Origin of the sequence: Streptomyces sp. ASQP_92, assembly GCF_025399895.1 — a bacterium.
Taxonomy (GTDB): Bacteria; Actinomycetota; Actinomycetes; order Streptomycetales; family Streptomycetaceae; genus Streptomyces.
Window position 1 is genome coordinate 1216226 of the sequence record NZ_JAODUA010000001.1, and the last position, 16104, is coordinate 1232329.

Annotated in this window: 12 protein-coding genes; all 12 read left to right on the top strand. The window is 70.1% G+C overall.

The annotated features are described in order from the left end of the window. The first annotated feature begins 649 nt into the window (after positions 1–649). The 12 genes from uvrC to pgi all read left to right on the top strand — a co-directional run bounded on the left by uvrC (position 650) and on the right by pgi (position 16079). The gene (uvrC, locus tag N4G70_RS05310) at positions 650–2776 is read left to right on the top strand and encodes an excinuclease ABC subunit UvrC (RefSeq protein ID WP_261711182.1); all 2127 of its coding nucleotides are present in this window, start codon (positions 650–652) and stop codon (positions 2774–2776) included. Continuing rightward, positions 2773–3717: an RNase adapter RapZ gene (gene rapZ / locus N4G70_RS05315; protein ID WP_261711183.1), complete on the top strand. Its 945-nt coding sequence runs from the start codon at positions 2773–2775 to the stop codon at positions 3715–3717. The genes uvrC and rapZ overlap by 4 nt, the downstream gene beginning before the upstream one ends. Then, complete coding sequence (yvcK, locus tag N4G70_RS05320) at positions 3714–4736, top strand: uridine diphosphate-N-acetylglucosamine-binding protein YvcK (RefSeq protein ID WP_261711184.1); 1023 nt, start codon at positions 3714–3716, stop codon at positions 4734–4736. Before rapZ ends, yvcK begins: the two co-directional genes overlap by 4 nt. Continuing rightward, positions 4727–5716, top strand: coding sequence for a DNA-binding protein WhiA (gene whiA / locus N4G70_RS05325; protein ID WP_161247460.1), 990 nt, complete (start codon positions 4727–4729; stop codon positions 5714–5716). Before yvcK ends, whiA begins: the two co-directional genes overlap by 10 nt. Positions 5717–5879: 163 nt before the next feature. Continuing rightward, positions 5880–8828 carry a M14 family metallopeptidase gene (locus N4G70_RS05330; RefSeq protein ID WP_261711185.1) on the top strand — a complete coding sequence of 983 codons (2949 nt, stop codon included), beginning with the start codon at positions 5880–5882 and terminating at the stop codon, positions 8826–8828. A gap of 211 nt (positions 8829–9039) precedes the next feature. Then, positions 9040–10050 carry a type I glyceraldehyde-3-phosphate dehydrogenase gene (gap, locus tag N4G70_RS05335; RefSeq protein ID WP_120724478.1) on the top strand — a complete coding sequence of 337 codons (1011 nt, stop codon included), beginning with the start codon at positions 9040–9042 and terminating at the stop codon, positions 10048–10050. A gap of 119 nt (positions 10051–10169) precedes the next feature. Further along, positions 10170–11381 (top strand): phosphoglycerate kinase, encoded by a 1212-nt coding sequence (locus N4G70_RS05340; protein ID WP_261711186.1) that lies wholly within the window; start codon positions 10170–10172, stop codon positions 11379–11381. Positions 11382–11387: 6 nt separating this feature from the next. Then, on the top strand, positions 11388–12164 hold the full coding sequence (gene tpiA, locus N4G70_RS05345; protein WP_261711187.1) for a triose-phosphate isomerase: 777 nt from the start codon (positions 11388–11390) through the stop codon (positions 12162–12164). A 108-nt stretch (positions 12165–12272) separates the two neighbouring features. Continuing rightward, a complete protein-coding gene (secG, locus tag N4G70_RS05350) occupies positions 12273–12506 on the top strand; it encodes a preprotein translocase subunit SecG (RefSeq protein ID WP_261711188.1) in 234 nt (77 codons plus the stop codon). Positions 12507–12619: 113 nt separating this feature from the next. Further along, entirely contained in the window at positions 12620–12955 is a 336-nt protein-coding gene (locus N4G70_RS05355; protein WP_003976875.1) for an RNA polymerase-binding protein RbpA, read from the top strand. A 181-nt stretch (positions 12956–13136) separates the two neighbouring features. Next, complete coding sequence (locus N4G70_RS05360; protein WP_261711189.1) at positions 13137–14360, top strand: MFS transporter; 1224 nt, start codon at positions 13137–13139, stop codon at positions 14358–14360. Positions 14361–14426: 66 nt separating this feature from the next. Further along, a complete protein-coding gene (gene pgi / locus N4G70_RS05365; protein ID WP_261711387.1) occupies positions 14427–16079 on the top strand; it encodes a glucose-6-phosphate isomerase in 1653 nt (550 codons plus the stop codon). Positions 16080–16104: the final 25 nt, after the last annotated feature.

Genomic DNA, 16104 nt, shown 5'->3' on the forward strand with positions numbered 1-16104 from the left:
TGGGTCGCTGGTCGCGCAGTTCCTCGCGCCCCTGGAACCCGCTTTCGTCCTTGCACCGTGGGTGGCTGGTCGCGCAGTTCCTCGCGCCCCCAAAACCGCTTTCACCTGTCCACCGTGGGTGGCTGGTCGCGCAGTTCCCCGCGCCCCTGAAGCCTGCTCCTGTCTGCGGGCCGTGGTCGCTTCTCGCGCAGTTCCTCGCGCCCCTTGATTACTTGGTGCTGGGCTCCATCGACCCCCTCAGGCTGTAACTGCTCGGTGCCGGCCCATGTGGGCATCCTCAGCCCGTCCGGCGATTGAGGACGAGCGCCCTTTAGGCGCGAACGGGGTCTGGGGCGGAGCCCCAGGAGGCCGGTCTCCATCCTCGGGCCGTGCGTGGGCTGGTCGCGCAGTTCCCCGCGCCCCTGGCAGGACAGGTGCCGGCCCGCATCGGCTTCTTCAGCCCGGCCGGCGGTTGAGGGCGCAGGCCCGCATGGGAGCCATTGGCACCCGGCGATTGGGGACGCAGGGCCGGTGCGGGCCGGCAAAGGCCGCCTCAGCCCGGCCGGCGGTTGGGGGCGAGCGCGTTCGAGGTGTGAGCGGGGGCTGGGGCGGAGGCCCAGAGGGGCCGGGAGCGGCTGGGTTGTCAGCGGCCGCCAGTAGGGTGGTGGCCATGGCAGACCCCTCCAGCTACCGCCCCAAGCCGGGACAGATCCCCGACTCGCCGGGGGTCTACAAATTCCGCGACGAACACCGCCGGGTGATCTACGTCGGGAAGGCGAAGTCCCTGCGCCAGCGGCTCGCCAACTACTTCCAGCCGTTGACGAGTCTGCACCCGCGCACGGCCACGATGGTCACCACGGCCGCCTCCGTGGAGTGGACCGTCGTCGCCACCGAAGTCGAGGCGCTCCAGCTCGAATACTCCTGGATCAAGGAGTTCGACCCGCGCTTCAACGTCAAGTACCGCGACGACAAGAGCTACCCCTATCTCGCGGTGACGATGAACGAGGAGTTCCCGCGCGTCCAGGTCATGCGCGGCGCCAAGAAGAAGGGCGTGCGCTACTTCGGCCCCTACGGGCACGCCTGGGCGATCCGCGAGACCGTCGACCTGATGCTGCGCGTCTTCCCGGTCCGCACCTGCTCGGCGGGCGTCTTCAAGCGCTCGGCCCAGATCGGCCGCCCCTGTCTGCTCGGCTACATCGGCAAGTGCGCGGCCCCCTGCGTCGGCCGCGTCACCCCCGAGGAACACCGCGAACTGGCCGAGGATTTCAGCGACTTCATGGCGGGCCGCACCGGCACCTACCTGCGCCGCGTCGAGCAGCAGATGATGGCCGCGGCCGAGGACATGGAGTACGAGCGGGCGGCCCGGCTCCGGGACGACCTCGGGGCGCTCAGGAAGGCCCTGGAGAAGAACGCGATCGTCTTCAACGACGCCACCGACGCCGACCTCATCGCGGTCGCCGAGGACGAGCTGGAGGCGGCCGTCCAGATCTTCCACGTGCGCGGCGGCCGGGTGCGCGGCCAGCGCGGCTGGGTCACCGACAAGGTGGAGGCGGTGGACACCGCGGGCCTGGTCGAGCACGCGCTCCAGCAGCTCTACGGCGAGGAGACCGGCGACTCCGTACCCAAGGAGGTCCTGGTTCCCGCGCTCCCCGAGGACATGGACGCGGTGAGCGGCTGGCTGGCGAGCCGGCGCGGCTCGGCCGTCTCGCTGCGCATCCCCCAGCGCGGCGACAAGAAGGCGCTGATGGTGACGGTCGCCCGCAACGCCCAGCAGGCCCTGGTGCTGCACAAGACCAAGCGCGCCTCGGACCTGACGACGCGCTCGCGGGCCCTGGAGGAGATCGCCACTGCCCTGGAGCTGGACAGCGCGCCCCTGCGCATCGAGTGCTTCGACATCTCCCACCTCCAGGGTGACGACGTGGTGGCCTCGATGGTCGTCTTCGAGGACGGCCTCGCCCGCAAGAGCGAGTACCGGCGCTTCCAGATCAAGGGCTTCGAGGGCCAGGACGACGTCCGGTCCATGCACGAGGTGATCAGCCGCCGCTTCAAGCGCTATCTGTCGGAGAAGGCGCGCACGGGGGAGTGGGTCGAGGAGGAGAGCCAGGACGGCGCGGACATGCCCGGCCAGGTCGCGGACGAACTGCCGGACGCGTCCGGCCGGGCTCCCCTCGGGCCCACGGACGCGCCGGACCGGGGCGTCCCCTGCGAGCCGGCGGCCCCCGTGTCCGCCCCGCCGCCGGGCGAGGTGTCCGCGTTCCAGGACGAGGACGGCCGCCCCAAGCGCTTCGCCTACCCGCCCCAGCTCCTGGTCGTCGACGGCGGCCGGCCCCAGGTCGCCGCCGCCAAGCGGGCCCTGGACGAGCTGGGCATCGACGACATCGCCGTATGCGGCCTCGCCAAGCGGCTCGAAGAGGTCTGGGTGCCCGAGGAGGACGACCCGGTGGTGCTGCCCCGCTCCAGCGAGGGGCTCTACCTCCTCCAGCGGGTGCGTGACGAGGCTCACCGCTTCGCCATCACCTACCAGCGGGCCAAACGGACGAAGCGCTTCAAGGCGGGGCCGCTGGACGCGGTGCCCGGCCTCGGCGACACCCGCAAGCATGCTCTGATCAAGCATTTCGGCTCGGTGAAGAGGCTCCGGTCGGCGACAATCGACGAGATCTGCGAGGTCCCCGGCATAGGCCGCAAGACGGCCGAGACCGTTGCCGCGGCCCTCGCCGAAGCGGTTCCGGCCGCGCCCGCCGTGAACACGGCGACAGGAGAGATCATTGAAGAGGACGACGGGGGCAGCACGACATGACTGACCAGCACGAAGAAGACCGAGACGCGGGAGTAGACGTGAGTACGGGCACGACGATCGAGGCCGGCGGGGCCGATACGCCCATCCCCGAGCTGGTGATCATCTCCGGTATGTCCGGCGCCGGGCGCAGCACCGCTGCCAAGTGCCTGGAGGACCTCGGCTGGTTCGTCGTCGACAACCTGCCGCCCGCGCTGATCCCCACCATGGTGGAGCTCGGCGCCCGCTCCCAGGGCAACGTGGCGCGCATCGCCGTCGTGGTCGACGTGCGCGGCCGCAGGTTCTTCGACAACCTCCGCGAGTCGCTCGCCGACCTCGACGCGAAGGAGGTGACCCGCAGGATCGTCTTCCTGGAGTCCTCCGACGACGCCCTGGTGCGCCGCTTCGAGTCGGTGCGCCGCCCGCACCCCCTCCAGGGCGACGGCCGCATCGTCGACGGCATCGCCGCCGAGCGCGACCTGCTGCGCGAGCTGCGCGGCGACGCCGACCTGGTGATCGACACCTCCAGCCTCAACGTCCATGAGCTGCGCGCCAAGATGGACGCCCAGTTCGCGGGCGACGAGGAGCCGGAGCTGCGCGCCACCGTCATGTCGTTCGGCTACAAGTACGGCCTGCCGGTCGACGCGGACCTGGTCGTCGACTGCCGCTTCCTGCCCAACCCGCACTGGGTGCCGGAGCTGCGTCCCTACACCGGCCTCAACGAGGAGGTGTCGGGCTATGTCTTCGGGCAGCCGGGCGCCAAGGAGTTCCTCGACCAGTACACCGAGCTGCTCCAGCTCATCGCCGCGGGCTACCGCCGCGAGGGCAAGCGGTACGTGACGATCGCGGTCGGCTGCACCGGCGGCAAGCACCGCTCGGTCGCCATGTCCGAGAAGCTCGCCGCCCGCCTGGCCTCCGAGGGGATCGAGACCGTCGTCGTCCACCGGGACATGGGGCGCGAGTGAAGGTGTACCGCCGGCGCACCGCCGGGCCGGTGCTGCGCACCGGTCGCAAGCGGGGCGCCCAGCCCAAGGTCGTCGCGCTCGGCGGCGGCATGGGCCTGTCGGCCTCGCTCGCGGCCCTGCGCCGCATCACGGGCGACCTGACGGCCGTCGTCACCGTCGCCGACGACGGCGGCTCCAGCGGCCGGCTCCGCGAGGAACTCGGCGTGCTGCCACCGGGCGACCTGCGCAAGGCGCTGGCCGCGCTGTGCGGCGACGACGACTGGGGCCAGACCTGGGCCCGGGTCATCCAGCACCGCTTCCAGTCCCAGGGCGAGCTGCACGAGCACGCGGTGGGCAACCTGTTGATCGTCGCCCTGTGGGAACAGCTCGGCGATCATGTGCAGGCCCTCGATCTGGTCGGGAAGCTGCTCGGCGCCCAGGGCCGGGTGCTTCCGATGTCGGCCGTGCCGCTGGAGCTCGAAGCCCTCGTACGGGGGCACGACGTGGCGCGCCCCGAGGACGTGGACACCGTGCGCGGGCAGGCCACGGTGGCGCTCACGCCCGGCGAGGTGCTCTCCGTGCAACTGGTCCCGCACGACCCGCCGGCCGTCCCCGAAGCGGTCGCCGCGGTGCTCGACGCGGACTGGGTGGTGCTCGGCCCGGGCTCCTGGTTCTCCTCCGTCATCCCGCATCTGATGGTCCCCGAACTGCTCGACGCGCTCACCGAGACCAAGGCCCGCAAGGTCCTCTCGCTGAACCTCGCGCCACAACCGGGTGAAACCGATGGCTTCTCACCGCAGCGTCATTTGGAGGTTTTGGGACGACACGCCCCTAAACTCGCCTTCGACGTGGTGCTGGCCGATGTGGCCGCCGTGCCCGACCGGGGGAGCCTGACCGAAGCCGCGAAACGGCTCGGAGCCGAGGTCGAGCTGGCGCCCGTGGCCAGGCCCGATGGTTCTCCGAAGCACGATCCGGAGCTGTTGGCCGCCGCGTACGACCGTATTTTTCGGATGCATGGAAGGATCGGCCCATGGCGATGACGCCGGCGGTGAAGGACGAGATTTCCCGGCTGCCCGTCACCCGGACCTGCTGCAGGAAGGCGGAGGTCTCGGCGATTCTTCGATTCGCGGGCGGGCTGCACCTGGTGAGCGGCCGCATTGTGATCGAGGCGGAGCTGGACACCGCGATGGCGGCGCGCCGGCTCAAGCGGGACATTCTGGAGATCTTCGGGCACAGCTCCGAGCTGATCGTGATGGCCCCGGGCGGCCTGCGCAGAGGCTCACGCTTCGTCGTACGGGTCGTGGCGGGCGGCGATCAGCTGGCGCGCCAGACCGGTCTCGTCGACGGCCGCGGCCGTCCCATCCGCGGCCTGCCGCCCCAGGTGGTCTCGGGGGCCACCTGTGACGCCGAGGCCGCCTGGCGCGGCGCGTTCCTGGCGCACGGCTCGCTGACCGAGCCGGGCCGCTCCTCGTCCCTCGAGGTGACCTGCCCGGGCCCGGAGGCGGCCCTCGCCCTGGTCGGTGCCGCCCGGCGGCTCCAGATCGCGGCCAAGGCACGCGAGGTCCGCGGTGTGGACCGGGTGGTCGTGCGGGACGGCGACGCGATCGGCGCGCTGCTCACCCGGCTCGGCGCGCACGAGTCGGTGCTGGCCTGGGAGGAGCGGCGGATGCGCCGCGAGGTCCGGGCCACCGCCAACCGCCTCGCCAACTTCGACGACGCCAACCTGCGCCGTTCGGCGCGGGCCGCGGTCGCCGCCGGGGCCCGCGTCCAGCGCGCCCTGGAGATCCTCGCCGAGGAGGTCCCCGAGCACCTCGCGGCGGCGGGCCGGCTGCGCATGGAGCACAAGCAGGCCTCCCTGGAGGAACTGGGCGCGCTCGCCGACCCGCCGCTGACCAAGGACGCGGTCGCGGGCCGGATCCGCCGCCTGCTCGCGATGGCCGACAAGCGGGCCCAGGACCTGGGGATCCCCGGGACGGAGTCCAATCTGACGGAGGAGATGGCGGACGGCCTGGTCGGCTGAGCCGCCACCGTCCTCAACTCGCTTCGACCGGCGCCCACTTGACGGGCGCCGGTCTCGTTTTCCGGCCGCGTCCGCGAAGGCCCCCGCGCTATTGACATGATCATGAACTGTCATGAGCCTGGCGTCTGTCCACTTTCGTGGCAGACAACAGCAAGGGGGGCTCATGAGACGCAGAGCGAGAGCGATCCTCGCCACTGCATCACTGCTGACGGCCGGACTGGTGGCGGCGCCCGCCGTCCAGGCCCGTCCGAGCGGAGCCGACGGCGAGGGCATCGTCGTCTGGAACGCCCAGGTCAGCCGCGCACAACTGCCGCTGCTCCTGGAAGCCGGCGCCGACGCCCAGGAACTGGGTGCCGCTCTGCCCGCCAAGGGCTCGGCGGGAGTCGAGCTCTACCTCACCAAGTCCCAGGCCGCGGCCCTGCGCGGCAAGGGCGTCGACCTCACCGAGCACAAGGTCTCCGCCCAGGCCGCCAACCGCCTCAAGGCCGCGGGCGACGGGGTGTTCCGCCCGTACAGCGGCGGGCACGGCCTCAAGCAGGAGATCCTCGACACCGGCAAGGCCCACCCGGACCTCACCAAGGTCGAGTCGATCGGCAAGACCGTCAACGGCCAGGACATCCTCGCCGTCAAGCTCACCAAGGGCGCCAACAAGTCCAGGGACGGCTCCAGGCCCGCCACGCTCTACATGTCCAACCAGCACGCCCGGGAGTGGATCACCCCGGAGATGACCCGGCGGCTGATGCACTACTACCTCGACAACTACGGCAAGGACCCGCGGATCACCAAGATCGTGGACTCCACCGAGCTGTGGTTCGTCATATCCGCCAACCCGGACGGCTACGACTACACCTTCACCCCCGGCAACCGGCTGTGGCGCAAGAACCTCCGCGACAACAACGGCGACGGCAAGATCACCGCGGGCGACGGCGTCGACCCGAACCGCAACTTCCCCTACAAGTGGGGCTACGACAACGAGGGTTCCTCGCCCGACCCGTCGAGCGAGACCTACCGCGGCCCGAGCGCGGGCAGCGAACCCGAGACCAAGGCGCTCGACTCCTTCGAGAAGCGGGTCCACTTCAACTACGCCATCAACTACCACTCCGCCGCGGAGCTGTTGCTGTACGGAGTGGGCTGGCAGGTCGCGACGCCGACCCCCGACGACGTCATCTACAAGTCGCTCGCCGGCACCCCCGACAAGCCGGCCATCCCCGGCTACCACTCGGAGCTCTCCTCCGCGCTCTACACCACCAACGGCGAGGCCGACGGCCACGCGGCGAACGTCAACCGCACGATGATGTTCACCCCCGAGATGTCGACCTGCACCACGGTGTCCAAGGCGGACCCGTCCGACGAGTGGAACGCGGCCGACTGCCCCTCGGACTTCAACTTCCCGGACAGCGAGAAGCTGATCCAGGCCGAGTTCCAGAAGAACATCCCCTTCGCGCTCTCCGTCGCCGAGACCACCGCCCACCCCGACCGGCCCTCCTCCCCGGTCGGCATCGACGCCCCGGACTTCACCCCGGACGCCTTCGCCACCTCCTACACGCGCGACGACGACCAGGAAGTCGCCGTCACCGCACGCAAGTCGGTGCGCGACAAGACCCTCAACTACCGCATCAACGGCGGCCGCAGGCACACCGAGGAACTGGAGCCCTGGAAGGGCGGCAAGGTCTTCGGCGGACACGACAACATCCGCTTCGACCAGTACCGCGCCAAGGTCGAGGACGCCGACGCCGGCGACCAGGTCCAGGTGTGGTTCACGGGGCGGACCGCGACGGGGCAGCAGACGTCCAGCACGCCGTTCACCTACACCGTGGCCGAACGCCCCAAGGGCGACACCCTGGTGCTCGCCGACGAGGGAGGCACCGCGCCGGCCAGGAACGCCGCGCTCTACACCAAGGCGCTGGCCGACAACGGCAGGAAGGCGGCGGTCTGGGACGTGGCGACCCAGGGCACCCCGAGCGCGCTCGGCGTGCTCAGCCACTTCCGCAACGTTCTCTGGTACACCGGCAGCGCCCAGCCGTCGGCGGCCACCATGTTCGCGGTACGCGACTTCGTCAACGAGGGCGGCAAGCTCGTCAACGCCGGTGAGCAGGCCGGCGGCAGCGTCGACCTCGGCGACGGCGCCCTGTCCGACGACTTCTCCCAGTACTACCTCGGCGCCTACAACAAGGCCGGCCTCAAGTCGCCGCCCGCCTTCGCCGGGGCCGGAAGGCTCGCCGGAGCCAAGGCCTCCCTGGCCGCCGCGCCCGGCAGCCCGCTGACCGCGGCCGGTGCGTACACCGTCACCTCCGACACCCTGAAGCCGGAGCAGTTCCCGCAGTTCAAGAGCGCCTCCGCCGGTGACTACCCCGGGGTGCGCACCCCGTTCGAACCCGCCGAGGGCTCCTGGTTCGCCGCGGCCAAGCACAGTGACGACGCCTATATGCGGCTCGCCCGCACCGTCGACCTGACCCGGGCGACGGCCTCGGTGAAGCCGAGCCTGGACTTCCAGCTCAGCTACGACACCGAACCCGGCTACGACCAGGTGATCGTCGAGGCTCACACCGTCGGCCAGGACGACTGGACGACCCTGCCGGACCTCAACGGCGGCAGCACCACCAGCGTGCCCAGCCAGTGCGAACAGGGCTTCCTCCTCAAGGAGCACCCCTTCCTGACGCACTACCTCACGCCCGGCCCGTCCGCCTGCGCGGCGAGCGGCAGCAGCGGCGCCTGGAACCGCTTCACCGGCTCGTCCAACGGCTGGCAGCAGGTGTCCGTCGACCTCGCCCCGTACGCCGGCAAGCAGGTCGAGGTCGCCGTCTCCTATGTGTCCGACCCGGGCACCGGAGGACTCGGTGCCTTCGTCGACGACACCCGCCTTGTCATGGGCGGCGCGGCGTCGGGAGCCGAGGGCTTCGAAACCGCGCTCGGCGCCTGGAGCGTGCCGGGACCGCCCGCCGGCAGCCCCGGCAACAGTGCCGACTGGGCCCGCTCCCAGGCGCTGTTCCACTCCTCGGCCGCCGTCACCACCCGTGACACCGTGCTGCTCGGCTTCGGTCTGGAGAACGTGCCCTCGGCCGCCGACCGCAAGCAGCTCGTCGGCAAGGCGCTCAGCGCACTGCGCCGCTGACACCGTGTAGTGGGGCCGAAGGTCCCCGGTGGTCCGTACCCGCAGGTAGGTACGGGCCACCGGGCCGTCCCGGGCGGCATTTCGGAACCATCCGGACGCGCTCGATGTCACTTCGCCGTCCCCGGGGAGGTAGGGTCGTAACCGGTCGGGGACATCCCATACAACTCGCCGGCGTCGAGAAACCCGGCGTACCTAACGAGGAGATCGGTTCGTGACGATCCGCGTAGGCATCAACGGCTTTGGCCGCATCGGGCGCAACTACTTCCGCGCGCTCCTTGAGCAGGGTGCGGACATCGAGATCGTGGCTGTCAACGACCTGGGTGACACTGCGACCACCGCCCACCTGCTGAAGTACGACACCATTCTGGGCCGCCTCAAGGCCGAGGTGACCCACACCGCCGACACCATCACGGTCGACGGCCACACCATCAAGGTCCTCTCCGAGCGCAACCCGGCCGACATCCCCTGGGGTCAGCTGGGCGTCGACATCGTCATCGAGTCGACCGGCATCTTCACCAAGAAGGCCGACGCCGAGAAGCACATCGCCGGTGGCGCCAAGAAGGTCCTCATCTCGGCTCCGGCCAAGGACGAGGACATCACCATCGTGATGGGCGTCAACCAGGACAAGTACGACGCGGCCAACCACCACGTCATCTCCAACGCCTCCTGCACCACCAACTGTGTGGCGCCGATGGCCAAGGTTCTCGACGAGAACTTCGGCATCGTCAAGGGCCTGATGACGACGGTCCACGCGTACACCAACGACCAGCGCATCCTGGACTTCCCGCACTCGGACCTGCGTCGCGCCCGCGCCGCCGCCGAGAACATCATCCCGACCACGACCGGCGCCGCCAAGGCCACCGCCCTGGTCCTCCCGCAGCTCAAGGGCAAGCTCGACGGCATCGCGATGCGCGTCCCGGTCCCGACCGGTTCGGCCACCGACCTCGTCGTGGAGCTCCAGCGCGAGGTCACCAAGGACGAGGTCAACGCCGCGTTCAAGAAGGCCGCCGACGACGGTGACCTGAAGGGCGTCCTCTTCTACACCGAGGACCCGATCGTGTCCTCGGACATCGTGGGCGACGCCGCCTCCTGCACCTTCGACTCCTCCCTGACCATGGTCCAGGAGGGCAAGACGGTGAAGATCCTGGGCTGGTACGACAACGAGTGGGGCTACTCCAACCGCCTCGTCGACCTGACCGTCTTCGTCGGCGGCCAGCTCTGACCTCGGTCCGGTAGGCACCTGATGTGAGCTACAGGGCTCGGGCAGCGCAACGACGCGCTGTGCGGGCCCTGTCGCCTGTCCTGACCGCCCGTCACGTAGCTCCAAGGAGTCACCCACACATGAAGACGATCGACGAACTTCTCGCCGAAGGGGTCGCGGGCAAGCGGGTATTCGTCCGCGCCGACCTCAATGTGCCGCTGGCAGAAGGCCGCATCACCGACGACGGCCGCATCCGCGCCGTGCTGCCCACCCTCAAGGCGCTCGTCGCCGCCAACGCCAAGGTCGTCGTGGCCTCGCACCTGGGCCGCCCCAAGGGCGCCCCGGACCCCGAGTTCTCGCTGCTTCCGGCCGCCGAGCGGCTCGGTGAACTCCTGGGCGCCCCGGTCGCGTTCGCCCAGGACACCGTCGGCGCCGCCGCCCACGACGCGGTGAACGGGCTCCAGCCCGGCCAGGTCGCCGTCATCGAGAACCTGCGGTTCAACGCCGGCGAGACGGCCAAGGACGACGCCGAGCGCGCCGCCTTCGCCGACCAGCTCGCCGCCCTCGCCGACGTCTACGTGGGCGACGGCTTCGGAGCCGTGCACCGTAAGCACGCCTCCGTCTTCGACCTCCCGGCGCGCCTGCCGCACTACGCGGGCTACCTCATCGCCACCGAGGTCGGCGTCCTCAAGAAGCTGACCGAGGACGTCAAGCGCCCCTACACCGTCGTGCTCGGCGGCGCCAAGGTCTCCGACAAGCTCGCCGTCATCGACCAACTGCTCGGCAAGGCCGACCGCCTGCTCATCGGCGGCGGCATGGCGTACACCTTCCTCAAGGCCAAGGGTCACGAGGTCGGCATCTCCCTGCTCCAGGAGGACCAGATCCCGGTCGTCCAGGAGTACATGAAGCGCGCCGAGGAGACCGGCGTCGAGCTGGTGCTCCCGGTCGACGTGCTGGTCTCCAAGGACTTCCCGGACCTGAAGACCAAGGCTCCGGCGACCTTCCAGACCGTCGACGCGGACAAGATCCCCGCGGACCAGGAGGGCCTGGACATCGGCCCCAAGTCCCGTGAACTGTTCGCCTCGAAGATCACCGACGCCGAGACCGTCTTCTGGAACGGCCCCGTCGGCGTCGCCGAGCACCCCGACTACGCGGGCGGTACCACCGCCGTCGCGCAGGCCCTGCTCGACAGCAAGGGCTTCACCGTGGTCGGCGGCGGCGACTCCGCCGCGGCCGTCCGCAACCTGGGCTTCGACGAGTCGAAGTTCGGCCACATCTCGACCGGTGGCGGCGCCAGCCTCGAATACCTCGAGGGCAAGACGCTTCCCGGCCTCGCCGCACTGGAGGACTGAACACCTGTGAGCACCCGTACCCCGCTGATGGCGGGCAACTGGAAGATGAACCTCAACCACCTCGAGGCCATCGCGCACGTCCAGAAGCTCGCCTTCGCGCTCGCCGACAAGGACTACGACGCCGTCGAGGTCGCGGTCCTGGCTCCCTTCGTCGACCTGCGCTCCGTGCAGACCCTCGTCGACGGCGACAAGCTCAAGATCAAGTACGGCGCCCAGGACATCTCGGCGCACGACTCCGGTGCCTACACCGGTGAGATCTCGGGCTCCATGCTGGCCAAGCTGAAGTGCACCTACGTCGCCGTGGGCCACTCCGAGCGCCGTCAGTACCACGCCGAGAGCGACGAGCTCTGCAACGCCAAGGTGAAGGCCGCCTACCAGAACGGCCTGACCCCGATCCTCTGCGTCGGCGAGGGCCTGGACATCCGCAAGGCGGGTCAGCAGGTTCCCTACACGCTGGCCCAGCTCGACGGCGGCCTCAAGGACATTCCGGCCGAGCAGGCCGAGTCCATCGTGATCGCGTACGAGCCGGTGTGGGCGATCGGCACCGGCGAGGTCGCGACCCCCGAGGACGCGCAGGAGGTGTGCGGCGCCATCCGAGGCCGCCTCGCCGAGCTGTACTCCCAGGAGCTCGCCGACAAGGTGCGCATCCAGTACGGCGGCTCGGTGAAGTCCGGGAACGTGGCCGCGATCATGGCCCAGCCCGACGTGGACGGGGCCCTGGTCGGCGGCGCGGCGCTGGACGCCGAAGAGTTCGTCAAGATCGTCCGCTTCCGCGACCAGTAAGTATGCGGTAGCGCGGATCCGTCGTACCCTTGCGGGGGCCGGAACAGGGATTGTGGAATGTCCCCCCGGCCCCCGTCGTCATATCAGTCCTAGGAAGTTGGTCCAGCCGTGATTGTCGGGTTCTCGATTGCCCTGATCGTCTTCAGCCTGCTGCTGATGCTGCTGGTGCTGATGCACAAGGGAAAGGGTGGCGGCCTCTCCGACATGTTCGGCGGTGGCATGCAGTCCTCCGTCGGCGGCTCCTCGGTCGCCGAGCGCAACCTCGACCGCATCACCATCGTGATCGGTCTGCTGTGGTTCGCGTGCATTGTCGTACTTGGTCTGCTGATGAAGCTCAAGTAAGCCGTCGTCGTTCGGCGTTTGTGGGGTGGGGTGTAACTCCAATCACTGGACGCGCGTTGGGCCTTACGTAGACTGGGGCATCTTCGAGCACCATCACGCAGGGAGTTACGACCGTGGCAAGTGGCAACGCGATCCGGGGAAGCCGGGTCGGAGCGGGGCCGATGGGCGAGGCCGAGCGGGGCGAGTCCGCGCCGCGCCTGCGCATCTCCTTCTGGTGCTCGAACGGGCACGAGACGCAGCCGAGCTTCGCCAGTGACGCACAGGTTCCGGAGACGTGGGACTGCCCGCGCTGCGGGTTCCCCGCGGGACAGGACCGGGACAACCCGCCGGACCCGCCGCGCACCGAGCCGTACAAGACGCACCTGGCGTACGTACGCGAACGGCGCAGCGACGCGGACGGCGAGGCGATCCTCGCGGAGGCACTCGCCAAGCTCCGCGGCGAGATCTGACAGTTGAGGGGCCCGCACGGTGAACTCCGTTCATCCGCAGGGCCCTTCGGTGCATCCGGGCCGCAACCCGTCGCACCGGCGCACACCGCACGCTCCCACCCCAACGGGTGAACGCGCAGGTCACCGGCGATTGTCAGTGGCGCCCTCTACCTTGTGAAGCAGTCGATCACGAGGGGGAGTTGTGACAGCGGTAGAGGCAAGGGAGGGCGCCGCGCCCGCGAAGCCCGCTTGGCGCGGAGGTTTCGGACGGCTGTGGACGGCCGCCGTCGTCAGCCGTTTCGGTGACGCCCTGCGCACCGCGGCACTGCCCCTGCTCGCCACCACCCTCACCTCCGACCCGTTCCTCATCGCTCTCGTCACGGCCTGCGGCTATGTGCCGTGGCTCCTGTTCGGACTGCTCGGCGGCGCGGTCGCCGACCGGGTGGACCAGCGCCGCGCCATGTGGGCCGTGGACCTGCTCCGTGGCGCCCTGGTGGCCGCCTTCGCCCTGGCCGTCGCCGCCGGCCACGCCTCCATGGTCCTGCTGATGGTGCTCGCCTTCACGCTGACCGCCCTGGGCACCCTCTTCGACAACGCGGCCACCGCCCTGCTGCCCTCACTCGTGCCCAGCGGCGCGCTGGGCAGCGCCAACGCCCGGGTGATGACCGGGCAGCAGATAGCGGGCAGCTTCCTCGCGGCCCCGCTGGTGCCGGTGCTGCTCGCGGTGTCGGCCGCCGCGCCCTACGGGGTGGACGCGGCGAGCTATGTCCTGGCCGCGGCCCTGGTCGCCTCGCTGCGGCCGGTTGCCCCCGAGCGGGCGGCCAGGAAACCCGGCTCCACACTGCGGTCGGAGACCGCCGAGGGCCTGCGCACCCTGTGGGCCGACCGGGCGCTGCGCGGCCTGTGCGCCGCCACCACCGTGTGCAACATCGGCATGGGCGCCCTTATCGCCACCCTCGTCCTGCACATCACCGGCTGGCTGGGCGCGGGCCGGGGCGGCTATGCGGCGACCATCACGGCGTACGGAGCCGGCAGCTTGGCGGGCGGGCTGCTCGCCCAGCGGCTCGCGCGACGGTTCGGGCGGATACGCAGCGTGCTGGTCGCCGGGACCGTCCAGACCGGGGCTCTGGTGGCGATCGGCACGGTCCGCTCCCTGGGGGTGGCGGTCGCGGCCATGGCGCTGTTCGGCGTGATGGGGATGGTGTGGAACGTGAACCTGACGACGCTGATGCAGGAGCGTTCCCCGGCGGCCATGCTCGGGCGGGTGAGCGCCGCGTTCCGGACGCTGGCCGTGGCGGGCGCGCCCCTGGGAGCGCTGGCTGGCGGCGCGGCGGCGGCGTCCTGGGGCCTGAACACCCCGGCGCTGCTGGCGTCCGGCTTGTTCGTGGTGGCCGTCGCCGCGCTGATTCCTGCCCGCCGGGCCTGATCAATTAGGTTGGAGGGGCAGCGGGGCAGGTACGCACGTACGAGTAGAAGTGGGCTGATGCCGCAGATGAACGCAGGAAGCCGTACCAGGCTCAACCAGATGCCCGAGTGGACCGCGCTGGGCAAGCACCGGGAGCAGTTGGGCGAGACCCATCTGCGGGAGCTGTTCGCCGCCGAACCCGATCGCGGCACCGCATACACCCTGCAAGTCGGCGATCTCCATCTCGACTATTCCAAGCACCTGGTGACCGACGAGACCCTCGCGCTCCTGCGCGAGCTGGCCGCGGCCACCGACGTCGCCGGACTGCGGGACGCCATGTTCCGGGGCGAGAAGATCAACACCACCGAGGACCGCGCCGTGCTGCACACCGCGCTGCGCGCCCCGCGGGACGCGGTCGTCGAGGTCGACGGCGAGAACGTGGTGCCCGAAGTGCACGCCGTCCTCGACAAGATGGCCGCGTTCTCCGAGAAGATCCGCTCGGGCGAGTGGACCGGCCACACCGGCAAGCGCATCAAGAACGTCGTCAACATCGGTATCGGCGGCTCCGACCTCGGTCCGGCGATGGCCTACGAGGCCCTGCGGGCCTTCACCGACCGGGAGTTGACGGTCCGTTTCGTGTCCAACGTGGACGGCGCCGACCTCCACGAGGCCGTCCGCGACCTGGACGCCGCCGAGACGCTGTTCATCATCGCGTCCAAGACCTTCACCACCATCGAGACCATCACCAACGCCACCTCGGCGCGCAACTGGCTGCTGAGTGAAGTGAAGGCCGACCAGGAGGCGGTGGCCCGGCACTTCGTGGCCCTGTCGACCAACGCGGACAAGGTCGCCGAGTTCGGCATCGACACGGCCAACATGTTCGGGTTCTGGGACTGGGTCGGCGGCCGCTACTCCTTCGACTCCGCCATCGGGCTCTCCCTGATGATCGCCGTGGGTCCGGACCGCTTCCGCGAGATGCTGGCCGGCTTCCACCTCGTCGACGAGCACTTCCGCACCGCGCCCCCCGAGTCCAACGTGCCGCTCCTGATGGGCCTGTTGGGCGTCTGGTACGGGGCGTTCTTCGACGCCCAGTCGCACGCGGTGCTCCCGTACTCGCACTACCTGTCCAAGTTCACCGCCTACCTCCAGCAACTGGACATGGAGTCCAACGGCAAGTCCGTGGACCGCGACGGCAACCCCGTCGACTGGCAGACCGGGCCGGTGGTGTGGGGCACCCCGGGCACCAACGGGCAGCACGCCTACTACCAGTTGATCCACCAGGGCACCAAGGTCATCCCGGCCGACTTCATCGGCTTCGCCGAGCCGGTCGCCGACCTGCTGCCGGGCCTGGTCGCCCAGCACGACCTCCTGATGGCCAACTTCTTCGCCCAGACACAGGCGCTGGCCTTCGGCAAGACGCCGGACGAGGTGCGCGCCGAGGGCGTGGCCGAAGAGCTGGTCCCGCACAAGACCTTCAAGGGCAACCACCCCACCACCACGATCCTGGCCAAGGAGCTGACCCCCTCGGTCCTCGGCCAGCTCATCGCGCTCTACGAGCACAAGGTGTTCGTCCAGGGCGCCATCTGGAACATCGACTCCTTCGACCAGTGGGGCGTCGAGCTCGGCAAGGTGCTCGCCAAGCGGGTCGAGCCCGCCCTGACCGAGGGCGCCGACGTGCCGGGCCTGGACGGCTCCAGCAAGGCGCTCGTCGCCAAGTACCGCTCGCTGCGCGGCCGTTGACCCCCTGAAGCACCCGTACGACGAA